The organism is Solimonas flava DSM 18980 (assembly GCF_000426685.1).
Lineage (GTDB): Bacteria > Pseudomonadota > Gammaproteobacteria > Nevskiales > Nevskiaceae > Solimonas > Solimonas flava.
In genome coordinates, this window is sequence record NZ_AUFV01000021.1 from 1 (window position 1) to 25,051 (window position 25,051).

Consider the following 25,051-nt stretch of genomic DNA (forward strand, 5'->3'; position numbering starts at 1 on the left):
CCCCGCCGATGCCGATCAGGCGGCGGTTGCCGGCGCCCTGCGTGTTACCGAATTCCATGCGCATCCCTCCGCGCTGACTGCATGCGCTGCGCCGGGAACGCCGCGCCGGTGGCGCGACGCTCCCGGCCCGCGGCCACGGGCTCAGAACTCGTCGTCGACCGCATTCAGGCAGGTGTCGTCGAACGAGGACAACATCGCGCACAGCGGCACGATGCGCGGCACGTCGTAGCGGAAGAAGTAGCGACACGCGCGCAGCTTGCCGCGCGTGAACGCCGACTCCGGCAGCGCCGCGGCGACCAGCGCCTGGCGCAGCCAGATCCAGCCGAGCACGAGCAGGCCCATCGCATCGAGGTAAAGCGTGGCGTTGGCCAGCGCCGGCAGCACGCGCCCTGCGGCGAGCGCCGCGGTGAGCTCGCCGGTCGTGCGGCGGAACGCGTCGAGCGCGCGCGTCAGCGCCTCGGCTTCCTCACGCAGCCGCGGCACCGTCGCCGCCTCGGCGATCGCCGCTTCGATCCGCGACAGCAGCAGGCGCAGGCCCTCGCCGTCGTGCATGCGCACCTTGCGACCGAGCAGATCGAGGCCCTGGATGCCGGTCGTGCCTTCGTGGATCGGGTTGAGGCGGTTGTCGCGATACAGGCGCTCGACCGGGAAATCGCGCGTGTAGCCGGCGCCGCCGAGTACCTGGATCGCCAGCTTGTTGGCCTCCAGGCAGTATTCCGACGGAAAGGTCTTGGCGATCGGCGTCAGCATTTCCAGCAGCAGGTCGATCTCGCGACGCGCGCGCGGGTCCTCTTCGACGCGCTGGCGGTCGACCAGCATCGCGCATTCGAGCGACAGCGTCAGGCAGCCTTCGACGTAGGCCTTCTGCTGCAGCAGCATGCGGCGCACGTCGGCGTGCTCGATGATCGGCACCGGCGGTGTCGACGGATCGCGGCAGTCCGGGCGCCGGCCCTGCGGACGGTTGCGCGCGTACTGCAGCGCATTCAGGTAGCCGGTGTAGCCGGCGCTGGTGGCGCCGGAACCGACGCCGATGCGCGCCTCGTTCATCATGTGGAACATCAGCGCCAGACCGGTGTGCGGCTCGCCGACGAGGTAGCCGACGCAGTCGTCGTGCTCGCCGAAGTTGAGCAGGCAGTTGGTCAGGCCGCGCTGGCCCATCTTGTGATTGAGGCCGACCAGGCGCACGTCGTTGCGCGCGCCGCGCGTGCCGTCGGCCTCGATGCGGTGCTTGGGCACGATGAACAGCGAAATGCCCTTCACGCCGGCCGGACCGCCGGGAATCTTGGCGAGGACCAGGTGCACGATGTTGTCCGACAGCTCGTGATCGCCGCCGGAGATCCACATCTTGGTGCCCTTGATGCAGTAGCTGCCGTCGGCGGCCGGCACCGCGCGCGTGCGGATGTCGGCGAGCGAGGAGCCGGCGTGCGGCTCGGACAGGCACATCGTGCCGAAGTAGCGGCCTTCGACCATCGGCTGCATGAAGCGCTGCTTCTGCTCGGCGCTGCCGTGCGTGGCCAGCAGATGCGCCGCGGCAATCGTCAGGAACCCGTAGCCGTTGATGGCCTGGTTGGCGGCGCAGAACACCATGCTGACCGCGGTCGCGATCGTGAACGGCAGCTGCAGGCCGCCGTCCTCGTGATCGAAGCTCAGGCCCATGAAGCCGGCGTCGATGTAGGCGCGCAGCGCCTCGGCGACTTCGGGGATCACGTGCACGCGCTCGCCGTCGAAGTGCGGCTCGTTGGCATCGAGCTTGCCGGCGCTCGGCGCGAACTTGTCCTGCGCCAGGCGATAGGCGGTGTCGATGATGCTGTCGACCGTGTCGCGGCCGACGCCGGCGTAGCGCGGCGCCTGCAGCAACGCCTCCAGGCCGAGCATCTGGTACAGCTGGAAGTCGAGATCGCGGCGATCGATCAGCAGCTCGCCCGGGCTTTTTTCCTGCGTCATTTCATCACCTCGAAGAGTCCGGCGGCACCCATGCCGCCACCGATGCACATGCTGACGACGACGTAGCGCACGCCACGCCGGCGGCCCTCGATCAGCGCATGACCCGTCATGCGCGCGCCGCTCATGCCGTACGGATGGCCGATCGCGATCGCGCCGCCGCTGACGTTGAGGCGCTCGTCGGCAATGCCGAGTCGGCCGCGGCAGTAGACGACCTGCACGGCGAAGGCCTCGTTGATCTCCCACAGGCCGATGTCGTCGACCTTCAGCCCGTGACGCTGCAGCAGGCGCGGGATCGCGTAGACCGGGCCGATGCCCATCTCGTCCGGCTCGCAGCCGGCGACCGCCAGGCCGCGGAAGACGCCGAGCGGCGTCAGGCCGCGGCGTTCGGCGTCGGCGCGCTCCATCAGCACGCAGGCGCTGGCGCCGTCGGACAGCTGGCTGGCGTTGCCGGCGGTGACGCTGCCGCCCTCGCGCACCGGCTTGAGCGCGGCCAGACCCTGCGCCGTCGTCTCCGGACGATTGCCTTCGTCGCGCGTGAGACAGGTCGTGCGCGCTTGCGGCGCGCCGTCGGCGCCCTTGACCAGCGTGCGCGTTTCGAGCGGCACGATCTCGGCGTCGAAGCGGCCCTGCGCCTGCGCTTCGGCGGTGCGGCGCTGGCTCTGCAGCGCGTAGGCGTCCTGCGTCTCGCGGTCGATGCCGTAGCGGCGCGCGACCACTTCGGCGGTGTCGAGCATCGGCAGGTACAGGCCGGGGAATTCGCGCGCCAGCACCTCGTCGTGCTCGCGGTAGTGGTTCTGGTGCTCGTTCTGCACGAGGCTGATCGACTCGACGCCGCCGGCGACGCAGACCGGCACGCCGTCGACGATGATGCGCTGCGCGGCGAGCGCGATGGCCTGCAAGCCCGAGCCGCACTGGCGGTCGAGCGTGGTGCCGGCGCAGCCGACGCCGAGCCCGGCGCGCAGCGCCGCCTGACGTGCGATGTTGAAGCCGGTCGCGCCCTGCTGCAGCGCGCAGCCGAGCATCACGTCCTCGACCTCGTCCGGCGCCAGCGCGGCGCGCGCGACGGCGTGGCGGATAGCGTGCGCGGCCAGCGCCGTGCCCTGGGTATCGTTGTAGGCGCCGCGATAGGCGCGGCCGATCGGCGTGCGCGCCGTCGACACGATGACTGCTTCCTTCATGAATGATCCTTCTGCGAAGAACGGGGGGATGGGGTGTAGGAATCGAGCCTGCGGCCGGCCGCCGCCAGCTCGCGCAGCAGCGGCGCCGGCGTCCACTGCGGGCCGAAGCGCCCGGCGTAGTGCGCGAGCCGCTCGACGACCTGGGCCAGGCCGAGGCGGTCGGCGTAGAACATCGGACCGCCGCGCCAGGCCGGGAAGCCGTAGCCGTTGATCCAGACCAGGTCGATATCGCTCGAACGCAGCGCGATGCCTTCCTCGAGGATGCGCGCGCCTTCGTTGATCAGCGGCAGCACCAGGCGCTCGACGATTTCGTCGGCGCCCAGCGCGCGGCGCGCGATGCCGAGCCGCTGCGCCTCTTCCACGATCAGCGCCTCGACCTCCGCATCGGGCTGCGGGCGGCGACGGTCCTCGCCGTAGCGGTAGTAGCCGGCGCCGCTCTTCTGGCCGTAGCGGCCGAGCGCGTAGAGGCGGTCGGCAATCACGTAGCAGGCTTCGAGGCCGGGCGCCGGCGGATATTCCTGGCGCACGCGCCAGCCGACGTCGATCCCGGCGAGGTCCTGCATCGCGAACGGGCCCATCGCCAGGCCGAAATCGGTCATCGCGCGGTCCACCGCCTCCGGCGTCGCGCCTTCGAGCAGCAGCGCGCCGGCCTCGCGCAGATAGCCGTCGACCATGCGGTTGCCGATGAAGCCGTAGCAGACGCCGGAGACGATGCCGAGCTTGCCGAGCCGCTTCGACAGCTTCAGCGCCGTCTTCAGCACCGCCGGTGCGGTCGCCGCGCCGCGCACGATCTCGAGCAGGCGCATGACATTCGCCGGGCTGAAGAAATGCAGACCGAGCACGCGCAGCGGATTGATCGTCGAGGCGGCCAGCACGTCGACGTCGAGCGTCGAGGTATTGGTCGCCAGAATCGCGTCCTGGCGGCAGACGCGGTCGAGTTCGGCAAACACGCCGCGCTTGACGTCCATCGACTCGAACACCGCCTCGACGACCAGATCGGCGTCGGCGAGATCCTCGTAGCGCTCGGTCGGCTGGATCTGCGCCAGACGGCGCTGCAGCGTCGCCTCGTCGATGCGGCCCTTGACGAGCGCGCCGCGGTAGACCGACTCGATCGTCTTCAGACCGCGCGCCAGCGCCTGCGGCGAGCCGTCGAGCAGGCGCACCGGCAGGCCGGCGTCGGCGAGGCAGACGGCGATGCCGGCGCCCATCGTGCCGGCGCCGATCACCGCGGCGCGCGCGATCGGCAGTTCCGGCGTCGCCGCGTCGATGCCCGGCACCACGCCGGCGGCACGCTCGGCGAAGAACACATGCCACAGCGCCTGTGCCTGCGGCGAGCGGTAGCAGTCGATGAACAGCGCGTTCTCGCGGCGCAGGCCGTCGGCGAGCGGCAGCGTGCACGCCGCCTCCAGGGCGTCGATGCAGGCGAGCGGCGCCAGCTGGCCGCGTGCGCTGCGCCGCGCCTCGGCGCGGCCGCGTTCGAAATCGGCGGCGCCGAAGCCGCCCATGTCGACGCTGCGCTCGCCGGTACGCCGCGGCGGCGCGCCGGCCGCCACCAGTTCTTCGGCGTAGGCCAGCGCCGCGGCGTCGAGCTCGCCGTCGGCGAGACGGTCGACGAGGCCGATCGCCAGCGCGCGCGCCGCGTCGACCGGCCGGCCCGAGCCGATCATGTCCATCGCCACGCCGAGCCCGACCAGGCGCGGCAGGCGCTGCGTGCCGCCGGCGCCCGGAATCAGGCCGAGGCGCACCTCGGGCAGGCCGAGCCGGGTGCCCGGCGCGGCGATACGGTAGTGGCAACCCATCGCCACTTCGAGGCCGCCGCCGAGCGCGGTGCCGTGCAGCGCGGCGATCACCGGGTGCGGAAACGCCTCGATGCGGTCGACCAGACCCGGCAGCTGCGGGCCGGGAATCTCGCCGCCGAACTCGGCGATGTCGGCGCCGGCGAGGAAGGTGCGGCCGCGGCAGCGCAGCAGCAGCGCGCGCACGCCGGGGTCGGCCTCGGCGGCGTCGAGCGCCGCGGCAAGGCCCGCGCGCACGGCCGCCGACAGGGCGTTGACCGGCGGGCTGTCGATGTCGATGAAGCCGATATCGCCGAGCCGGCGATACGACACGAGGGCAGTGGAAGCGGCGTGTGACATGGGTGAAGAAATCCGTCGTGGAAGAAAGCGTCGTCAGACGCGGAAGGCGGGATCGGTGTAGAGGCGCGCGAGCTCGTCGCCGCGCTGCTCGGCGATACGGCGCGCGTTGAGCGTGCCCTTGGCAGTGAGCTCGCCGGCCGCCGCGTCCGGCGGCCGCGCGGCGACGAGCACGCGACCGATGCGCTCGGTCGCGCCGCGGCGGGCACGGTTGAAGTCGCGGCAGGCGGCAAGCAACTGCGCCTGCGCGGCCTCGTGCGCGACGCCCGGCTCGGCAAGCCAGACCAGCGCCGCCGGCTCGTCGCGGTTCTCGCCGAGCACGACCAGATCGGCGGCCAGCGGCCGCAGGTGATCGAGCAGCGCCGCGCGCAGCGGCCCGACGCGCACCCAGCTGCCGTTGGCGAGCTTGAAGTCCTCGCGCAGGCGGCCGGCGTAGATCAGGCCCTGCTCGGGGCGTTCGCGGTCGGCGAGCTCGACGGCGTCGCCGGTGACGAAGAAACCTTCGTCGTCGAATGCCGCGCCGTCGTCGCCGCCGAGATAGCCGTCGAACACGTTGGCGCCACGCACGCGGCACTCCCAGCGGCCGCCGTCGCCGCGCACCAGCTTGAGTTCGATGCCGGGCAGCGGCAGGCCGAGCAGGTCGCCGCGCTCGGTATCCCACCAGACCAGCGCGATCACGCCGCAGGTCTCGGTCATGCCGTAGCCGCCGCCGAACGGCATGCGCGTGCCGCGCACGCGCAGCGACAGCGCCTGGAAGCGCTCGATCACCGCCGCGCTCAGCGCCGCGCCGCCGAAGCTGCAGACGCGCAGGCGGCTGAAGAAGCGCGCCGCCAGCGCCGCGTCGCGTTCGAGCGCGTCGAGCAGCAGCGGGTAGCCGGTCGGCACCGTCGTGAAGCTGGTCGGGCAGACGTCGGCGAGATTGCGCAGCGTCTGCTCGAAGCGGCCGGCGACCGGCGCGCCGGCGTCAATGTGAAAGCTGGCGCCGCGCAGCAGCGCCCAGTGCAGATTGGCGTTGCCGCCGAAGGCGTGCGTCCACGGCAGCCAGTCGAGCACGACCGGCGACTCGTCGTCGGGCAGCCGCGGCCCGACCTGATCGAGCATCGCCGCCGCCGCGGCGAGCGCGCCGTGCGTGTTGACCACGGCTTTCGGCGTGCCGGTCGAACCCGAGGTGAAGAAGATCTTCGCCGGCTGCCGCGAGGCGATCGTGGCGGCGCGCTCGCGCAGCGTCGGCACCGCGTCGCCGCCGCCGAGCCGGCGCATCAGCGCGCCGAGCCCGACGCGGCGCGGCGCGTCGTCCCAGACCGGCAGCGCCTCGTCGTGCAGCAGGACCTCGACGCCGGCGCTGCGCGCCAGCTGGCCGAGCAGCGCCGCGCCGCGCGGATGCGCGAGATAGGCCGGCGACAGCGGCACGGCGACCGCGCCGAGCGCCAGCACGGCGAAGCTGGCGACGGCGTGGGCGATGCCGTTCGGCGCCAGGATGCCGACGCGGCTGCCGGCCGCGATGCCCTCGGCGGCGAGCACCGCCGCCGCCTGCTCGACCGCGGTCGCGAAGGCCGCGAAGCTCAGGCTGCGCCAGCCCTCGCCGTCGCGCTCGGACAGGAAGCGGCGCGCCGCGTAACGCGCGCAGCAACGCTCGAGCAGCGCCACCAGATTGTCGTCGGCGGCCTGCAGCGGCTCGGGATGGCGCAGGCGCAGGATCGCCTCGCCGTCGGCGCGCAGCTCGGCGCGCGGCGGCAGCATGATCGGTTTTCCGGGACAGGCGAGCGTGGGCAAGACGGCTCCTTCGCGCGCCGGCGGCGCACGCAGAAAAAGGACAGGGCGAGAGGAGAGCCGCCGCCGGCATCGGGTGCCGGCGGCGGGCGTCACGGTCAGTAGTTCACGGTCAGCTCCACGCCGAAGCTGCGCGGTTCGTTCCAGAAGTAGTCGGCGCCGACGATGTCGAGCACGTAGCGCTGGTTGCCGAGGTTGCGGCCGAAGGCCGACAGCTTCCAGCGCTCGCCCTGCACGCCGAGGCGCGCGTCGAGCAGCGTGTAGCCTTCGTAGCGGGCGGTATTCTCCGGCGTCTCGTAACCGCCGTTGGCGGCCTGGAAGCTGAGTCCGGCGATGCCGGTCAGACGCTCGCTGAGCGGCGCCGTGTAGGCGAGATTGACGGTCAGCTGGTAGTCGCGCAGACGCGGCACCTGCTTGCCGCCGAGATCGGCCTGATCGGGCGTGCCGTCGCCGTTGGTGTCGAGCAGCGCGGTGGCGCCGTCGCGGAACTCGCCATCCTGCGTCGACACCGCCAGCGAGCTCATCAGGCGGCCGGGGCCGAGGCGCAGGTTCTTGCGCAGCTCGAGTTCGGCACCGTAAACGTAGGCGTCGCCGGCGGTCTGCAGCACGAAGCTGCGCGACGTGGTCGACGGCACGGTGACCACCTGCACGTCGCGCGTGTCGGTGTAGAACACCGCCGCCTCGCCCTCGATGCCGCCGAACAGGCTGCCCTTCCAGCCGAGCTCGTAGGAGTTCGCCTTCTCCGGCTTGTAGACCAGCATCGCCTGCAGATCGTCGCGCACCGTGGTCGGCGGCGGCTGCGTGTTGAAGCCGCCCGGACGGTAGCCGGTCGCGAAGCGCACATAGACCGCCTGCTTCGGCGTGAAGCTGTAGTGGAGCGTCGCCGCCGGGGTCCAGAAGGTCCAGTCGCGCGACTGCTTCAGGTGCACGGCCTCGTAGCCGGCCGGGCACTGCGCGGGATCGATCGTCGGCGGGCAGAACTGCACCGGTGCGGCGGTGCGCGGACCGGCGGCGCCGTCCGGATCGATGCTGATCGGCGCCATCATGCCGGCCGGCGGCGTGCCGCCGCCGAAGTAGACCAGCGGATCGTCGGCGTAACGAGCGAAGTTGAATTCCTTGCTGTCGCGCTGCACGCGCAGTTCGAGGCCGAGCTTGAGCTTTTCGGTCAGCTTGCGGTCGAGCGAGCCGTACAGCGAGTAGGAGTTGAGGTCCTCGGCGAAGTCGTCATGGTTGAGGCCGAGGCGTACCGCCGAACGCACCTGCGCGCCGGTCGCGCTCAGCGTGCCGGCGAGGCCCGGATAGCAGCCCGGCGTCGCCGCGTGCGCGGTGCCGGTGTAGTCCGGGCACAGGTTCGGGCCGTTGGCCACGTCGCTGCGCGACCACAGGCCCTCGATGCCGCCGAGCCAGCTCCACGGCCCGTCGCCGGTCGACGACAGGAAGGCCTGCAGGCCGGTGCGGCGATAGGTTTCGTCCTGGGCGACCGTGTAGTCAGGCCCGGGGGTGTCGGCGCCCGGCGTCACGTCGATGCCGGACTGGCCGGCATAGTGGGCGTTGTCCTCGTTGTGGCGGCCGCCGTCGCGGACCGCATGGCTGAGCTTGACCGCCAGCGCCGCCCACGGCAGCGAGTAGTCGGCACTGAGCAGGCCGTAGTTCTGATCGACCTTCGTGCGGCCTTCGCGGCTCAGTTCGGCGCGGTGATCGCGGTCGGTGTCGAGCGGCGTGCCGTCGACACGCAGCGGCCGCTGGCCGAGATTGGAGAACGCCGGGCCGTCGGACTTGTAGTACTCGTACATGGCGCCGAGGCGCAGCGCCTCGACCGGCGTGTAGTCGAGCTGCGTGCGCAGGCCGGTGTAGCGCTGGTCGTCGATGGCGTGGCCGGTGGTGTCGTTGATGACGTAGCCGTCGTTCTGATCGTTGACGAGGGCGCCGACGCGCAGGCCGACACTGTCGCTGAGCGGCGCGTTGACCACCGCCTCGACGTCGCGGCGCTCGCGGCTGGCGGCGCGCACGGTGAGCTGGCCGCCGGATTCGGCTTCCGGCCGCTTGGAGACGACGTTGATCGCGCCGCCGACCGAGTTGCGGCCGAACAGCGCGCCCTGCGGGCCGCGCAGCACTTCCATGCGATCGAGATCGAACAGGTCCATGCGGCTCAGCGAGCGGCCGCCGTAACCGCCGCCGGCGGCGTACATGCCGTCGCGATAGATGCCGGTCGCGGTCTCGGAGAAACCGAGGCGGCCGCTGCCCTGGCCGCGGATCGAAACGTCGTTGAGGTATTCGGGGCCGGACGTCACCAGTGTCGTACCGGGCACCTGACGCAAGTAGTCGTCCATGTTGTCGAGCGCCAGCGACTCGCGCATCGCCTCGGTGATCGCGCTCGCCGCCAGCGGCACGTCGCGCAGGCGTTCCTCGCGCTTGCGCGCGGTGACGATGACCTCGGCCATGCTGTTCGCGTCGTCGTCGCCGGCGCTCGCCACCGTCGCCGGCTGCGGCTGGTCCGCCGCCGCGGTTTGCGCGGCGGCCGGATCGGCCTCCTGCGCCAGCACCGGGAAACTGCACAGCAGGCCGGCCATCGCGCCGCCTCCGATTCGCAGCCAGTTCTTCATGGGTTCTCCTCGAATGATTCTTGTCTTGTGCAACTGGGTGATGTGCATGCGTCCGGCCGTCGCGGGCCGCAGTCCGCCCGCGGCGCCGCCGATGGCGGCACCGGGGAGCGAACGGCCGCGCTCAGGATTTCAGCTGTTCACAGATGTCGTGCCGGCGCGCGGCATTGGCCGCCTCCCAGCGTTCCTGGGTCGGCGCCACGCGCCGCTGCAGGACGATGCCGCGTCGGCTCGGCGATTCGACGACCAGCGCCGCGCCGGGCGGATGCGGCTCGCCCTTGCGCACGATGATCATGTCGACGCCCTGCGGCGCCTGGCGGTCGTTGATGACGAAGATGTTGTCGCTGTTGTGCGCAAACACCGACACCGACATGTAGTCGTCCCAGGCCGAAGCGGTGACATGGACCGGGCCGCCGTCGAGGTCGTAGACGCAGGCCGAATAGGCCAGGTCCGGCGACGGCCGCACGACCTTGCGCGAGGTTTCGGTGGTGCGCGGCGGATGCGTCCAGTGGTTGATGCCGTCGGCCTTGCTGACGCGGGCCATCGCCACGTCCATCAGCACATAGGGTGCGGCCAGCACCGTCGCCAGGTGCGTCACCACGGCGACGGCGAACGCGAGGACCGCGTACTTGATCAGGCGCTTCATGCGTGGCCCTCCGAGCAGTTCAGGCGGGTAATCGTCGGATACGGAATCGTCGAGACGTCGTCGCGCGCACCCGCATCCGGGTTGTACATGCGCAAGGCGAGATTGAACGAGCCGGCGTGGCGCGTGGAGATCCAGTTGGCCGCGTCGCCGCGCGTGGCGGCGATGCGCACGCGCCAGCGGCCGTCGGCATCACGCTGCAGCTGCGTGGCGTCGACCGAGTAGGCGCCGTCGCCGTTGACCGGCAGAAAGTCGTCGCCGGCGTAGGCCGTGATCGACCACCAGCGCGCCGGCAGGTTGCCGCCGCTCATCTCGTAGACACAGCCTTCGCGCAGCTGACGGCCGTCCTGATCCTTGTAGCGGTGGAAGTAGATCGTCTCCGAACGGTTCAGCGCGAGCAGACCGATCTTGGCGATGATGCCGCGCGTGTACGGATCGGCCGCGGTCGAGCCGGCCTTCTCATTGCCGAACCAGTAGTCGTACTCGGTGCGGCTGAGCAGCTGGCCGTTGTCGAGCACCAGCCAGGCCGAGCCGAAGCCGGCGGCGATGCCGACCAGCACGGCAGCGAATACCGCAAACGCAGATCTCATCGTGCACCTCCTGTTTCCTGTTCGAATCGTTGTTGCTGGAAGTCCAGCGCCGCCGCGCGGAAGCGCTCGCGCAGCGCGCTCGGCGCGCCGAACTCCAGCAAGGTATCGGTCTTCGGCTGATAGGCCGGCCAGGCCGGCGCGCCCGCGCAGGCCGGTACGCCGCTGCGCGCGAACGCCACCCAGCAGGCGCTGATCGTGTCGCTCATCGCGCGATCGCGGTCGCGCAGGAACAGACGCAGCGCCGGCAGCACGCCGAGCGTCTTGAACACGTACGGAATCTCGGCGCCATGACTGGCGCCCGGGGCGCCGGGGCGCAGCGTGTACGAGAAGCGGTACAGCCAGGACGGCGCGCCGTCATGCGCGTGCGCCGCAATCCAGCGCGCGGGCGCCGCGAAGGAGGCGTCGGCGAAATAGGCGCGCGCCAGCGCATCGTCGTCGCCGGCCAGTTCCGGATAGACCGCGCGCAGGGCCTTGAGGTCCTCCGCCGACAGGCGCTGCAGCAGCGTCGCCGGCGGCACGCCGACCGTGTCGAGCAGCGAGGCTTCGTAGCTGTTGCTGCCGATGATCAGCGGTACGTCGAGGGCCTGGCCGGCGGCAAAGCGCCGCGCCGGCGACGCCGTCACCGTGCGCCCGTCGACGAACGGGCCGAAGGTCAGCACCGGCGCCACCGAGATCGCACGGTTCAGCGCCTCGACCGGCAGCGCGCGCAGCTCGGCGGCACTGGCCTTGGCGCCGTCGAGGCCGGCCGCGCTCGCGGCGCGCACGCCCTCGGCTTCCTTGTCGGCCAGCGACAGCGAGCGCTGCCAGCCGCCGCCGGATTCGACGATCGCCTGCGCGAACAGGCCGCTCGCGGCCGGCGTCGTCAGCAGATAGAGAATGCTCGCGCCGCCGGCGGACTCGCCGAACACCGTGACGCGCGCCGGATCGCCGCCGAATTGCGCGATATTGCGCTGCACCCAGCGCAGCGCCGCGAGCTGGTCGAGCAGGCCGTAGTTGCCGAACGCGCGCTCGGCACCGGCTTCCGCCGTCAGCGCCGGATGCGCGAAGTAGCCGAACAGGCCGAGCCGGTAGTTGAGGCTGACGAGCACCACGCCCTGCCGCGCCAGCGCGGCGCCGTCATAGAACGGCTGCGAGGCGGCGCCGTAACGATGCGCGCCGCCATGGATCCAGACCATCACCGGCGCCTTGCCGGCGAGCGAAGGACTCCAGACGTTGACGCTGAGGCAGTCCTCGGACTGCCGCTCCGGCGCACCACCGAGACCGTCGCCGCGCTGCCCGCCCTTGCCGCGCGGCGGCTGCGGACAGGCCGGACCGAACGCGCGCGCCGCACGCGGCGCGGTCCACGGTTCGACCGGCTGCGGCGGCTGCCAGCGCAGCGCGCCGAGCGGCGGCTGCGCGTACGGAATGCCGCGGAACACCGCCACATCGCCGTCGGCGACGCCCTGCACGACGCCGCTGTCGAGACGCACCGAGGGTTCGGCCGCGCCGGCCACCGTCGCCCAGGCGCAAGCCGCCGCCCAGACCATCCACCCGCCGATGCCGACTGCCGTTCGCCGCATGCCGTTCTCCTCCTGCAGATGCGTCGGCCTCCATGGGCCTTCGCGTTTATTGTGCACAATTTTTATCAGCGCACTGCACGGAAGTCAAACTTTCATATTGATATTCCCTGCGGCCCGGTCAGAGCGCTTACCGGAGTCTTGATTATTGAGCACAATTTTCAGGAATGGCCCGCGACGCGCGCACCGGGGCGGACGGCGGCGACGCCCGGCCCCGCAGCGGATCGCGGCAGGCCACCGGCAAAATCTGCGTCAGGCGCCGCCGGCGGCCTGCAATTGCGCGAGCAGCATGCGCTGCAGCGCGGCCTCGACGATGGCGCGGCCGGCCGCTTCGGCGCGCACCGGATCGCGCAGGCGGAACGCGACCGCCAGCGCCTCCCAGCGCTGCGCCGCTTCGAGCCGCGCCTCGACACTCGCCACCGCCGGCGCGGCATAGCCCGACAGTGCGCCGCGCGGCACCGGGCCGATGATGTCGTCGATACAGCGGTTATCGGCCAGCGCGATGACGTAGTAGCCCGCCTCGCGCGCGGCCGCGGCAAAAGCCTCGGCGCTCGCCGCCTCGTCGCGGCCGAGCTGCACGACACGGCGCACGCGCGCGAAGAACGCTTCCACCTCGGCGTCGCGCGCCTTGGTGACGGCGAAACGGCAGGCCAGCCCGAGCATCGCCGCGCCGATCAGCGCGGTCTCCAGGGCCGGCGCGCGCTCGCGGTGCGCGACGCGCGCGCCGTGGCGCGGCAGCAGGTCGATCCAGTTGCGCGCGGCGAGCACCTTCAGCGCATCGCGCACCGGCCCGCGGCTGGTGCCGAACTCGTCGGCCAGCGCCTGCTCGACGATGCGCTCGCCGGGCCGCAGGCGACCGTCATTGATGCGCTGCACGAGTTCGGCGGCAATACGTTCCGACGGCGGCATTTCGAGCGGAGTCGACATCGTCCTCGGGCCCCGGAGATGACGCACGACCTTAACGCGCGCTCAAAGCGAGCGGTAGACCAGACGCCGGAACTCGTCGCGCAACGGGCGCACGCCGGACGGCAGCTTCTGCGTCATCAGCACGGCGCCGAGTCCTTCGCGGCGATTGACCCAGAAGGTCGTGCTCGCCGCGCCGCCCCAGCTGTACTCCCCCGCCGAGCCGATGCCGCCGGCCAGCGCCGCGTCGCGCAGCACCGAGCCGCCGAGCCCGAAGCCCAGACCCTTCACTTCGCCACCGAGGCCGAAGCGCGCCGCGCCCGACAGCGGCTCGGTGCCGAACGACGGTCCGAGCTGGTCCGTCATCATCTGCCGCACGCCGGATTCGGCGAGCACGCGCACGCCGTCGAGTTCGCCGCCGTTCATCAGCATGCGCACGAAGCGCGTGTAGTCCGCGAGCGTCGAAAACAGGCCCATGCCGCCGGTCGGCACGACGTGTTCGTCGCCCCAGGACGGAATCTGCTCGGGCGGCACGCGGCGCGTCTCGGCGTCCGGCGCGGCGATGTAGAGCGCGGCCAGTCGCGGCTTCTGCGCGGCCTGCAGCTGGAACGTGGTGTCCGCCAGCCGCAGCGGCGCCAGCAGTTGCTCGCGCATCAGCTGCGCGAATTCGACGCCGGACGCGACCTCGGCGACGCGACCGGCGATGTCGAGCGACGTGCCGTAGATCCAGCGCGTGCCGGGCTGTGCCGCGAGCGGAATCTGCGCGATGCGTCGCGACAGCGCGGCGAGGCTGTCGACCGTGCCGTCGGCGCACTCGTGGCCGGCGACGAGGCCGGCCCGCTTGTAGAGCGCGCCGGTCGGCTCGATGCCGTCGTTGAAGCTGTGGCTGAGCCCGGAGGTGTGCGTCAACAGATGCCGCACCGTGATCGGACGCTGCGCCGCCTCGGTTACCGGCGTCTCGCCATCGAAACGCACGAAGACGCGTGGCGCGGCGAACTCCGGCAGGAAATCGGCGATCGGCTGATCGAGCGACAGCTTGCCGCGCTCGACCAGCTGCATCACGACGACGGCCGTCAGCGGCTTGGTCATCGAGTAGATGCGGTAGATCGTATTGTGTTCAATTTTTCGCTTCTCTTCGCGATCCGCCCAGCCCTGTGAGGCCTCGACGTCGAGCCCGTCGCGCCTGAAGACGCGCGCTGCGGCGCCGACCACCCAGCCCTTGTCGACAATCCCGGCGAGCCAGTTGTCGAGCGCCGCGCGCAGGCGCAACGCGCTGCTGTCGGCCGCCGCTGACCAGGCATTTCCCGGCGAAATTGCGAAGGAAAGTGCAGCTCCGGACAACAGCGTCAGAGCTTCGCGGCGACGCAGATCCGGCGTCTCGCGTAGCGACGCAAACGACTTCGACTGGGGGCACATGGGCATCTCCTCGATAGTCGCCGGGTGACTTTGTCAGCGCTCCGGCGTTTTGTTGACAATGAAAAACATTGTGCACAATATCGCCGCAAAATAAATACTCAAAGCGTGGAGGAGAGAGACCCATGTCCAGATTCGCCCGTCTGGCGCTGTATGCCGTGCTCGGCAGCAGCGCCCCCGCCCTGGCGCAGACCGCGCCGCCGCCCGAAGCCCCGGCCGAGGCTCCCGCCGAGACCGGGCCGGCGCCGGCCGGCAACGCCGGCGCGGCCAGCGTCGACAACACGGCCGATGGCGCCGTGCACGTCGAGGAGATCGTCGTCACCGCGCGCAAGCGCGAGGAACGCCTGCAGGATGTACCGGTCGCGGCGACGGTGCTTGGCGCCGGCTCGCTCGAGGACCGCGGCATCGACAACATCAAGGAACTCGTGCAGCTGGTGCCGAACGCGACCACCGCCGACCTCGGCGCCAGCCACAGCGACGAGATCATCATGCGCGGCCAGGGCACCGGCCGACACATCAACGCCGACACCGCGACCGGCCTTTACCGCAACGGCATCTTCATCGCCGGCGGCAACACCGGCGGCCGCAACTTCAGCGACATGGACATGTTCGACGTCGAGCGCGTCGAAGTGCTGCGCGGCCCGCAGGGCGCGCTGTACGGCCAGAACGCCGTCGGCGGCGCCATCAACGTGATTTCGCGGCGGCCGCTCGCGGAACTCGGCGCGGCACTGAACGCGACTTACGGCAACAAGGACTATCTGCTCAACACCGGCATCGTCAACGTGCCGGTGTCGTCGGACTTCGGCGTGCGCGCCGGCTACCGCTTCGTCGATCGCTCGGACGGCTTCTTCACCAACACGCGCGACGGCGAGTCGCTCGACCAGGAGAACTTCCTCGGCGGCCGCGTCGCCGCGCAGTGGCGGCCCGCCGAGCGCCTGAACCTGGTGCTGACCAACGACTACTACAAGGACGACGGCCCGAGCTACGCGGTCGGCACCTTCAACCCGCTCGCGCACGAGAACCCGTACCACTCCTACCAGGACTACCCGAGCCGTTACGACCGCCACGAGCTCAGCTCGATTCTCGAAGTCGAATATGAGCTGGGCTTCGCGCAGCTCAGCGCGGTGACGCTGCTGCGCAAGCGCTCGGCCACCACGCGCGACGACCTCGACGCCTTCTTCAATCTGCCGGTCACCGGCTTCACGCGCGTGTCCGACGAGGACTACCGTCGCATCGGCCAGGAAGTGCGGCTCGCGTCGAGCGGCACGCAGCGCCTGACCTGGCTGCTCGGCGGCTCGTACGCGAAGACCGACGGCACTTTCGAGGTCGTCACCAACAACTCGAACCTGTCGCGTACCGAGACCGACAACTGGTCGGCGGCGGTGTTCGGCTCGCTCGGTTACGACCTGACGTCGCAGCTCAACGCCACCGGCGAGCTGCGCTACACGCGCGAACACAAGGCGCAGGACCTGCTGTCGCGGCTGACGGCGACCTCGCCCTCGGTCAGCCAGAGCGACGACGTGAGCTTCAACAAGCTCTCGCCGGTGGCGACGCTGAGCTACCGTCCGAACGAAGCGCTGAACCTGTACGCGCGCTACGCGACGGCCTATCGCGCCGGTGGCTTCAACAGCGTGCCGGACGACAACGCGCCGGCCGCGCCGCGCTTCGACCTGCCCTACGACAGCGAAACCATCAGCTCCTACGAACTCGGCGCCAAGACCAGCTTCCTCGACCGCCGCGTCGTGCTCAACCTCGCCGCGTTCCGCTCGCTGACGAACGACCTGCTGATCGTCAACCAGGCGCCGTCGGCGACCGCGCCCGGCACCAACCTCAACTACCTGTCCAACGCCGGCGACGCGACGCAGTGGGGCATCGAGCTCGACGGCTCCGCCGCGTTCCGCGTCGGCGGCGGACGCCTGAGCCTGGATCTGAGCGGCAGCTGGGCGCACAGCGAGATCGACAGCAACGGCCCCTACGACGGCACCGAGGTACCGTACGTCTATCACTGGAAGACAGCGGCCTCGGCGACCTACCGGCGCCCGTTCGGCGTACGCGGCACGATCGGCTTCCTGCACTACGGCTTCCGCGGCGCCTGGGGCGGCTACCAGGACGAAGTATTCAATCGCGCGCTCGACAACGTGCTGCTGCACGACCTCGGCCTGGGCATCGAGCAGGGCCGCTGGAGCCTGACCGGCACCGTCGACAACCTCTACAACTACTTCTACGTCACGCAGATCGTCACGCCGACGGTGTCGCGCGCGAGCACGCCGCGGACCTGGAAGCTGAACCTGAAGATCGATTTCTAGCGATCCGGCGCCCGGGCGGCATGCCGTCCGGGCTCCGCTGCATCACCGCTGTCCCAAAACCATGGAGGAGAGAACATGCTGAAGAAATCGAAGGCTTCGCGGATGCTCGGCGGCGCCACACTCGCATTGCTGGCGGCGCCGACCGCGGCGTTCGCGTACGACATCGCCGCAGCGACCGCCGCCGCCGAAGGCGCGGCCTGCACCGACGCGCGGCCGTTCTACTGGGAGATCGGCGGCTCCAGCGGCGCCCCGATCGCGTCCGGCCAGGTCGGCGGCACCGACTTCGCGCGCAGCACCACGGTGACGCTGGCGTCGGCATCGAAGTGGGTGTTCGCCGCCTATGTGCTGCAGCGCTACAGCGGCATTCCCACCGGCAGCGGCGGCGCCCAGATCGTCGACGCGCTGAACATGAAGCTCGGCTACACCTCGCTGAACGACTACCTGTGCCAGCTCACGCTGACGGTGTCGGGCTGCTTCACCGTGGGGTCGAACGACAATCACGACAGCGCCGCGGACGGCCACTTCTTCTACAACAGCGGCCACGGCCAGTACGTCGCCTCGCAGGCTTCACTGCTCAACCTCGGCAACAAGACGCGCAACACCCTGTTCACCGAAGTGAACAGCTATCTCAACCTCGGCTCCAGCTTCGGCTACGCCAACCTGCCGCTGTCGAGCGGCATGGAAGGCAATGCCGCCGACTACGCGACCTTCCTGCAGCGGATCATGACCGGCTACTACGTCATCTCCAGCTACCTGAACTACTCGCCGGTCGTCACCTACCCGTGCGCGAGCGGACTCAGCGGCTGCACGCCGCTCGGCAGCGTCGACTTCCACTACTCGCTGCATCACTGGATCGAGGACAACACCGGCGGCACGCTGTCGAACGGCAAGACGCTCGGCCCCGGCGACGGCGCGCATTCGAGCCCCGGCGCGTTCGGCTTCTATCCGTGGATCACCGCCGACAAGCAGTACTACGGCATCCTCTCGCGCGAAGCCTCGTCCGGTGCGCCCGGCGACAGCATTCCGTGCGGCCAGGCCATCCGCAAAGCCTTCCTCGGCACCTGAGCGGGATCGCGGTCCGGGCGCCGCGGCGGCGCCCGGACCGCTTCAGGCTTCGCGCGGCTTGCGCGGCGCCTTGGCCTTGCGCGCCGGCTTGCCGTCGGCGGCGGCGCGCTCGGCAGCCGCCAGACGGATGCGCGGCACCAGGAAGCTGCGCGACAGCGCGACGATCTCGCGCGCGGCGCGCTCGGCGGCTTCCGGCCGGCGCGCCTTGACCGCTTCGATCAGCTCGCGGTGCAGCTGCAGCGAGCGCTGCGCGGCGGCCGGCACGTCGAAGTCGAAGAAGCGGTGCTGCCACTGCGCGAGGCTGGCGACGCGCTCGACCATGTCGTACGCCAGCTGGCTGCCGCTCCAGCGCGCGAGCCGCCGGCCGATCTCGAACGCGACCTGAATGCGATCGCGCATCGAATTGCGTGCGGCGGCGTCCTCGCCGGCGCGCATCATCTTGTCGAGCGCCGGAAAGTAGCGTTCCGGCACGCTCTCGGCGGCGATGCGCATGGCGACGCCGTAGACGACTTCGAGCATGTCGAGCACATGCCGCGTGTCCTCCGGCGACAGCTCCAGCACCTGCGCACCGCGCCACGGCCGCACGTCGATGAAGCCGGCGCGCGCGACCTGGCGGAAGGCGTTGCGCACCGGCGTGCGGCTGACGCCGAAGCGCGAGGCGACTTCCTGCTCGCGAATCCACTGCCCCGGCTCGTAATGGCCCTGGACGATGTCGCGAATCAGGCGCCGGGCGATGGCGGCATCGAGCGGCAGGTCGTGCAGCTTGCCAAGGCCTTCGACGGCGGGCTCGGCGGGATTCTCGGGGGCAAGTTCGTCCATGAAGGCGGCAACAATGGCATTGTGCACAATCTTGCCGCAAATTACGGCCGCATGACAGATCCGCATGCCGCTGGCGGAAACCGCGCGGCGACGCCTGCGGCGGTTCCGGACTCCGGCGCCGGCGTGCGCGAGCGCGCCTGTTTCAGAGCCAGTCGCGGGGACGCAGGTAGCGCTCGTAGAGCTCGGCTTCCGGCGTACCGGGTTCGGGGCGGCGGTCGTACTGCCAGGCCGCGAGCGGCGGCATCGACATCAGGATCGACTCGGTGCGGCCGCCGGCCTGCAGGCCGAACAGCGTGCCGCGATCCCAGACCAGATTGAATTCGACGTAGCGACCGCGCCGGTAGAGCTGCCAGTCGCGCTCGCGTTCGCCCCAGGCCATGTCCTTGCGACGCTCGACGATCGGCAGGTAGGCGGGCACGAAATGCTCGCCGACGCTGCGCAGCAGCGCGAAGCTCTGCGCGAAGCCGCCGCGATCCCAGTCGTCGAAGAACAGGCCGCCGATGCCGCGCGGCTCGTCGCGGTGCTTGAGGAAGAAGTAATCGTCGCACCAGCGCTTCAGCTGCGGATGCACGTCGTCGCCGAACGGCGCGCAGGCGGCGCGCGCGGTCGCGTGCCAGTGCCGCGCATCGTCCTCGAAGCCGTAGTACGGCGTCAGGTCGAAGCCGCCGCCGAACCACCAGACTGGCGCTTCGCCGGCCTTGTCGGCGACGAAGAAGCGCACGTTGGCATGCGAGGTCGGCACGTAGGGATTGCGCGGATGGATGACCAGCGACACGCCCATCGCGCGAAAGCCGCGCCCGGCGAGCTCGGGCCGGCCGGCGCTCGCCGACGGCGGCAGGCGCGCGCCGCGCACCTCGGAAAACGCCACGCCGGCGCGTTCGAACACGACGCCGCCGCTCAGCACGCGCGTATCGCCGCCGCCCTGCAGCGGACTGTCGGCCGGCTTGGTCCAGACGTCGCGCTGGAAGCGCCCGCCGTCGACGCCTTCGAGCGCCGCGCAGATCTGGTCCTGCAGGCCGCGCAGGAAACGTTCGACGGCGACGGAATCGACGGCTTCGGTGTTCATGGCTAGCGGCGCAGGATGTGGCCGGTGGCGACGTCGCGGATCGTGGTCGGCTTGGCCAGTCCGCCGAGCAGTCCCGGCACGATGGCGTCGAGCTCGTCGCGGAAATAGCGGCGCACGTCGAACGCGCTGCGCGCCGGTTCGCGCCCGGCCGGATTGGCGCTGGTCGATACCAGCGGGCCACCGAAACGCTTGCACAGCGCGCGCAGCACCGGATGCGCGGTGACGCGCACGGCGACGCCGTCGTGATCGCCGCTGATCCACATCGGCGTCTCGTCGCTGGCCGGGAAGATCCACGTCGCCGGGCCGGGCCAGGTCGCCGTCGCGCGCTTCATCGCGTTGTTCGACGGCGCGATCACGTACGGTTCGAGCTGCGCAAAATCGGCAGCGACCAGGATCAGGCCTTTTTCCCAGGGCCGGTCCTTGAGATCAAGCAGGCGCATCACCGCGCGCTCGTCGAGCGGATCGCAGGACAGTCCCCAGACCGCCTCGGTCGGACAGGCGATGATGCCGCCGCGGTCGAGCGCGGCAATCGCCGCGCGCAAATGCCAGGGTGCAACGTCCATCAGGCTTTCTTCGCCGCGGCTTTCTTGGTGGCTTTCTTCGCGGCCTTCTTGACCACCTTCCTGGCCGCCGCCTTCTTGGCCGGCGCGCCGGTGTCCGCCGCCGCGGTCCTGGCCGCGGCCTTCTTGGTCGCGGCCTTCTTCGCGCCCTTCTTCGGCGCCGCCGCCGCTTCGGCGAGATAGGCCTCGCACTCGAACACGCTCAGCGATTCGGCATCGCGGCCGCGCGGCACCGGCGCACGGCGCGCGCCGTCGCTGATGTACGGACCGAAACGGCCCTTGATGATGCGGATGCCGGTGCCGTCGAAGCTCCTGATGGTCGCCGCTTCGAGCGCGGCCGCCTTCTGCTCGATCAGCTCGATCGCGCGCGGCAGCTCGACGGTGTACGGATCGTCGTCCTTCTTCAGCGACACGAAACTCTTGCCGTGGCGCACGTACGGGCCGAAGCGGCCGATGTTGACCTCGACCTCCTCGCCGTTCGGCAGCGTGCCGAGCTTGCGCGGCAGCTGGAACAGCGCCAGCGCGTCGTCGAGCGTGATCGTGTCGATGCGCTGGTTGGCGCGCAGCGACGCGAAACGTGGCTTGTCGCTGTCTTCCTTGGTGCCGATCTGCACGAACGGCCCGTAGCGGCCGAGGCGCGCCGACACCGGCTTGCCGCTCGCCGGATCGATGCCGATCTGCCGCGCTTCCGAGACTTCGGCGCGCGACAGTTCCATCTTCTCGTCGACGCGCGGCTTGAAGCCGCTCCAGAAGTCGGCGAGCAAGGGCTTCCACTGCTTCTCGCCGCGCGACACGGCGTCGAGCTGGTCCTCGAGATGCGCGGTGAATTCGTAGTCGACGTACTGCGTGAAGTGATCGGTCAGGAACTTGTTGACGATCATGCCGACGTCGGTCGGGATGAAGGCCTTGCCGTCGAGGCGTACATAGTCGCGCGCCAGCAGCGTCGAGATGATCGACGCGTACGTCGACGGGCGGCCGATGTCGTATTCCTCGAGCGTCTTGACCAGGCTCGCTTCGGTGTAGCGCGGCGGCGGCTCGGTGAAGTGCTGATCGGCGATCAGGTCGAGGAGCTTGACCAGGTCGCCGACCGCCAGCGCCGGCAGGCGCTTGTCGTCGTCCTCGTCTTCCTTGCCGCTCGGCGTGTCGACACCCTGCAGATAGGCGGCGATGAAGCCCGGCTCGACCAGCGTCGAACCGGAGGCGCGGAACGCATGCGCGCCGCGGCTGCCGGCCGGCGCGTCGCCGGCACGCAGCTCGGCGGTGACGGTGTCGTAGACGGCCTGCTCCATCTGGCTGGCGATCGTGCGCCGCCAGATCAGCTCGTAGAGCTTGGCCTGGTCGGGCGCGAGGTACTTGGCGACTTCCTTCGGCAGGCGTCCGGCCGAGGTCGGGCGTACGGCTTCGTGCGCTTCCTGGGCGTTCTTGCTCTTGGTCTTGTAGAAGCGCGGTTCCGGCGGCAGGGCCTTGGCGCCGAACTGCTGCGGGATCACCGTGCGGATGTCGGCGAGCGCGTCCTGCGCGAGGTTCACCGAGTCGGTACGCATGTAGGTGATCAGACCGACCGTCTCGCCGCCGATGTCGACGCCTTCGTACAGCTGCTGCGCGGCGCGCATCGTGCGGCTCGCCGAGAAGCCGAGCTTGCGGTTGGCCTCCTGCTGCAGCGTCGACGTCGTGAACGGCGGCGCCGGATTGCGGCGGCGCTGCTTCTTGTCGACGCTGGCGACGCGCAGCACGCCGTTCGCGGCCTTCTGCACCGCCGACTTCGCCGCCATCGCACCGACCACGGTGTTCAGCGTGAACTGCTCGACCTTGCGGCCGTCGAACTCGACGAGCTTGGCGCCGAAAGCCTGCGTCGTCTTCTCGACCTGCGCTTCGAGCGTCCAGTACTCGCGCGGCACGAAGGCCTTGATCTCTTCCTCGCGCTCGCAGATCAGGCGCAGCGCCGGCGACTGCACGCGGCCGGCCGACAGGCCCGGCTGGACCTTGCGCCACAACAGCGGCGACAGATTGAAGCCGACCAGATAGTCGAGCGCGCGGCGCGCCTGCTGGGCGTTGACGAGATCCTCGGAAATGTCGCGCGGATGCTGGATCGCGTTCTGCACCTCGCGCTGCGTGATCTCGTAGAAGACCACGCGCTTGACCGGCTTGCCCTTCAGCGCGTTCTTCTCGCGCAGCAGCTCGGCCAGATGCCAGGAGATCGCCTCGCCCTCGCGGTCGGGGTCGGTCGCGAGCCAGAGGTCGTCGGCATCCTTGAGCGCGGAAACGATCGCCTTCACATGCTTTTCATTGCGATCGATGATCTGGTACTTCATGTCGAAGCCGTGCGCGACATCGACGGCGCCGTCCTTGGGCACCAAGTCGCGAACATGGCCATAGGAGGCCAGGACTTCGAAGTCCTTGCCCAGATACTTCTTGATCGTCTTCGCCTTGGCCGGCGACTCGACGATGACCAGATGCTTGCTCATTGACGCCCAGGTTGGGGGTGACGGCCGCTCGGCCGCAGTTCGGCGCCTTATAAGCGGAAGGGTCTACCACTGTCCAGCCAACCGCGCGCGCTCGCGTGCGCGCGCGAGACGGCGGTCATGAAATGCGCAAAGCGGAAAACCGCCGGGACCGACTCAGCGGCCGCTCACGGGACCGTCGCCTGCGGCCCTCCATGCACAGCGAGAGGGTGGCCGAATTCAACGAGCGGCTGCTACGCCAAGGACGAAGCGCCGGCGAGCGAGCGTTGTGAGCAGGGCCGAGATCGCGGCTCCCGCGCGCAGCGGTGCTGAAGCACTGCGAGCACGGAGGTCGCGAGATCGGCCCGCGCAGCAACTCGGTCGCTGGCGCTAGTGCTTGAACTCGCCGTGGTAGTAGACCATCTCTTCGAGATGGCCGAAGGCTTCCTCGGCGTCCGGCTGGTTCATCAGCACGAGCAGGCAGACCCACTTGACGCGCTCGAGGTCGATTTCCTCGGTCAGCGCCATCAGGCGGTCGATGATCAGCTCGCGCATCTCCTGCGTGATGATGCCCAGCTGCTCAAGATACATGATGAAACCACGGCATTCCGTCGAAATGCGCGCGGTCTCTTCCCGCGTGTAGAGGCGCATCGCCCGGCCGGGCCCGAAGACCAGCGGCAGCTGCCGCTGCTGGGCGAGACCGTCGAGCCAGGTGAAGGCATGGCCGACCTCTTCACCGGGGAACCCCGCCGCGATCAGTTCCTCGCGCAGCGTGTCCTGATTCTCGGCGTCGGAAAATTCGCCTTCCTGATAGTTTTCGAACAGGTACATCAGCACATCCAGGACCGTTTCTTTCATGTCGAGTCTCCAGTGCTGTGAACGCAGTGTAATGCCTTTCGCGGTGCGTGTCGGTCCGTCCGGACCGTGACGGCAGCCGCTCAGACTTCCCTGTATAGCCGCTGGTAGCGTCCTCCCGGCGCCAGCGCGACGAGACCTTCGAGTTCGAGCCGCGTCAGCGCCGATTGCACGGCGGCCAGCGGCTGGGCGGTACGCGCCAGCAGCGCATCGAGGTCGAGCAGGTCGTCGCCGAGCGCGGCGAGCACCGCCTCCATCTGCGGGTCCCGACCTGCCGGCGCCGCTTCCGCCGCCGGCGATGAATCCTTCGCAACTCGCGTGCCGAGCAGCGGCCCCAGCAGCGGACCGAGCTCCTCGAAGATGTCGTCGACCGTCTCGACCAGCTTGGCGCCCTGGCGGATCAGCGCGTGGCAGCCGCGCGCCTGCGGATTGTGGATCGAGCCCGGGATCGCGAACACCTCGCGGCTCTGTTCGAGCGCGTAGCGGGCGGTGATCAGCGAGCCGGACTCGCGCGCCGCCTCGACGACCAGCGTGCCGAGCGACAGCCCGGAAATGATGCGATTGCGCCGCGGGAAGTTCTCGGCCAGGGCCTGCACCCCGACCGGGAATTCCGAGACCAGCACGCCGCGCTCGACGATCTCGTGCGCGAGCACCTTGTGCCGTGCCGGATAGACGCGATCGAGACCGGTGGCGCAGACCGCGACCGTGTAGCCGTCGGCCGCGAGCGCGCCGCGATGCGCGGCGCCGTCGATGCCGAGCGCAAGCCCGGAAGTGACGACGAAGCCGCGACGCGCGAGCTCGGCGGCGAAAGCCTGCGCATTCTCCAGCCCCTGCGGCGTCGCCGTGCGGCTGCCGACGATGGCGATCTGCGGCAGGCCGAGGAGTTCGGCGTCGCCCTGCCAGAACAGCACCGGCGGCGCCTGCGCAATGTCGCGCAGCGCGCGCGGATAGGTGGCATCGGCGAGCGTCAGCAGGCCGCGGCGCGGTCCCGCCAGCCAGTCCAGATCCCGGGCGATCGCTTCGTCATCCGGCTTGCGCAGCGCCTCGGCCTGCGCCGCCGACAATCCGGCGCCGCGCAGAGCCGCGGCCGAAGCGGCGCAGGCCGCCTCGGCGCTGCCGAAGGCTTGAAGCAGTCTGGCGACGGCGGCGCTGCCGACGCCGGGGGCGCGGCACAGGACCAGCCAGGCGTTCAGCGCGGCGGCGTCCACGC

The 25,051-nt window shown here is 70.3% G+C and carries 18 protein-coding genes; 2 read left to right on the forward strand and 16 right to left on the reverse strand.

Annotation, left to right across the window (positions count from 1 at the left end):
• Nucleotides 1-141 precede the first annotated feature (141 nt).
• From K343_RS0117580 to K343_RS0117625, 10 genes are all read right to left on the reverse strand, one after another.
• Nucleotides 142-1,944, reverse strand: coding sequence for an acyl-CoA dehydrogenase (locus K343_RS0117580; protein WP_028009180.1), 1,803 nt, complete (start codon nt 1,942-1,944; stop codon nt 142-144).
• Complete coding sequence (locus K343_RS0117585; protein ID WP_028009181.1) at nt 1,941-3,122, reverse strand: acetyl-CoA C-acyltransferase; 1,182 nt, start codon at nt 3,120-3,122, stop codon at nt 1,941-1,943. The genes K343_RS0117580 and K343_RS0117585 overlap by 4 nt, the downstream gene beginning before the upstream one ends.
• Nucleotides 3,119-5,257, reverse strand: coding sequence for a 3-hydroxyacyl-CoA dehydrogenase NAD-binding domain-containing protein (locus tag K343_RS0117590; RefSeq protein WP_051278685.1), 2,139 nt, complete (start codon nt 5,255-5,257; stop codon nt 3,119-3,121). The genes K343_RS0117585 and K343_RS0117590 overlap by 4 nt, the downstream gene beginning before the upstream one ends.
• Before the next feature lie 33 nt (nt 5,258-5,290).
• The gene (locus K343_RS0117595) at nt 5,291-6,994 is read right to left on the reverse strand and encodes an AMP-binding protein (protein ID WP_051278686.1); all 1,704 of its coding nucleotides are present in this window, start codon (nt 6,992-6,994) and stop codon (nt 5,291-5,293) included.
• Between the two features lie 128 nt (nt 6,995-7,122).
• Nucleotides 7,123-9,627 carry a TonB-dependent receptor gene (locus K343_RS0117600; RefSeq protein ID WP_028009184.1) on the reverse strand — a complete coding sequence of 835 codons (2,505 nt, stop codon included), beginning with the start codon at nt 9,625-9,627 and terminating at the stop codon, nt 7,123-7,125.
• 121 nt (nt 9,628-9,748) lie between these two features.
• Nucleotides 9,749-10,270, reverse strand: a complete 522-nt coding sequence (locus tag K343_RS0117605; RefSeq protein ID WP_028009185.1) for a DUF1254 domain-containing protein — start codon at nt 10,268-10,270, stop codon at nt 9,749-9,751.
• Nucleotides 10,267-10,857 (reverse strand): DUF1214 domain-containing protein, encoded by a 591-nt coding sequence (locus K343_RS0117610; RefSeq protein WP_043113106.1) that lies wholly within the window; start codon nt 10,855-10,857, stop codon nt 10,267-10,269. The genes K343_RS0117605 and K343_RS0117610 overlap by 4 nt, the downstream gene beginning before the upstream one ends.
• Nucleotides 10,854-12,416: a carboxylesterase/lipase family protein gene (locus K343_RS22755; RefSeq protein ID WP_084615974.1), complete on the reverse strand. Its 1,563-nt coding sequence runs from the start codon at nt 12,414-12,416 to the stop codon at nt 10,854-10,856. The genes K343_RS0117610 and K343_RS22755 overlap by 4 nt, the downstream gene beginning before the upstream one ends.
• Before the next feature lie 249 nt (nt 12,417-12,665).
• On the reverse strand, nt 12,666-13,340 hold the full coding sequence (locus K343_RS23680) for a GntR family transcriptional regulator (RefSeq protein WP_051278688.1): 675 nt from the start codon (nt 13,338-13,340) through the stop codon (nt 12,666-12,668).
• Nucleotides 13,341-13,382: 42 nt separating this feature from the next.
• Nucleotides 13,383-14,585, reverse strand: a complete 1,203-nt coding sequence (locus tag K343_RS0117625) for a serine hydrolase domain-containing protein (protein ID WP_051278689.1) — start codon at nt 14,583-14,585, stop codon at nt 13,383-13,385.
• Nucleotides 14,586-14,854: 269 nt separating this feature from the next.
• Here K343_RS0117625 and K343_RS0117630 point away from each other — a divergent pair, with 269 nt between their 5' ends.
• Both K343_RS0117630 and K343_RS0117635 read left to right on the forward strand, forming a co-directional pair.
• Nucleotides 14,855-17,035 (forward strand): TonB-dependent receptor, encoded by a 2,181-nt coding sequence (locus tag K343_RS0117630; protein WP_028009188.1) that lies wholly within the window; start codon nt 14,855-14,857, stop codon nt 17,033-17,035.
• 75 nt (nt 17,036-17,110) lie between these two features.
• A complete protein-coding gene (locus K343_RS0117635) occupies nt 17,111-18,100 on the forward strand; it encodes a hypothetical protein (protein WP_051278690.1) in 990 nt (329 codons plus the stop codon).
• A gap of 42 nt (nt 18,101-18,142) precedes the next feature.
• Here K343_RS0117635 and K343_RS0117640 read toward each other — a convergent pair whose 3' ends face one another.
• From K343_RS0117640 to dprA, 6 genes are all read right to left on the reverse strand, one after another.
• Nucleotides 18,143-18,919: a GntR family transcriptional regulator gene (locus tag K343_RS0117640; protein WP_028009190.1), complete on the reverse strand. Its 777-nt coding sequence runs from the start codon at nt 18,917-18,919 to the stop codon at nt 18,143-18,145.
• Nucleotides 18,920-19,061: 142 nt separating this feature from the next.
• On the reverse strand, nt 19,062-19,985 hold the full coding sequence (gene hemF / locus K343_RS0117645; RefSeq protein ID WP_020651000.1) for an oxygen-dependent coproporphyrinogen oxidase: 924 nt from the start codon (nt 19,983-19,985) through the stop codon (nt 19,062-19,064).
• Nucleotides 19,986-19,987: 2 nt separating this feature from the next.
• Complete coding sequence (gene tsaC / locus K343_RS0117650; RefSeq protein WP_028009191.1) at nt 19,988-20,548, reverse strand: L-threonylcarbamoyladenylate synthase type 1 TsaC; 561 nt, start codon at nt 20,546-20,548, stop codon at nt 19,988-19,990.
• Complete coding sequence (locus tag K343_RS0117655) at nt 20,548-23,010, reverse strand: DNA topoisomerase I (protein WP_028009192.1); 2,463 nt, start codon at nt 23,008-23,010, stop codon at nt 20,548-20,550. Before K343_RS0117655 ends, tsaC begins: the two co-directional genes overlap by 1 nt.
• Nucleotides 23,011-23,376: 366 nt before the next feature.
• Entirely contained in the window at nt 23,377-23,844 is a 468-nt protein-coding gene (locus K343_RS0117660; RefSeq protein WP_028009193.1) for a Smg family protein, read from the reverse strand.
• 80 nt (nt 23,845-23,924) lie between these two features.
• On the reverse strand, nt 23,925-25,049 hold the full coding sequence (gene dprA / locus K343_RS0117665) for a DNA-processing protein DprA (RefSeq protein ID WP_028009194.1): 1,125 nt from the start codon (nt 25,047-25,049) through the stop codon (nt 23,925-23,927).
• Nucleotides 25,050-25,051: the final 2 nt, after the last annotated feature.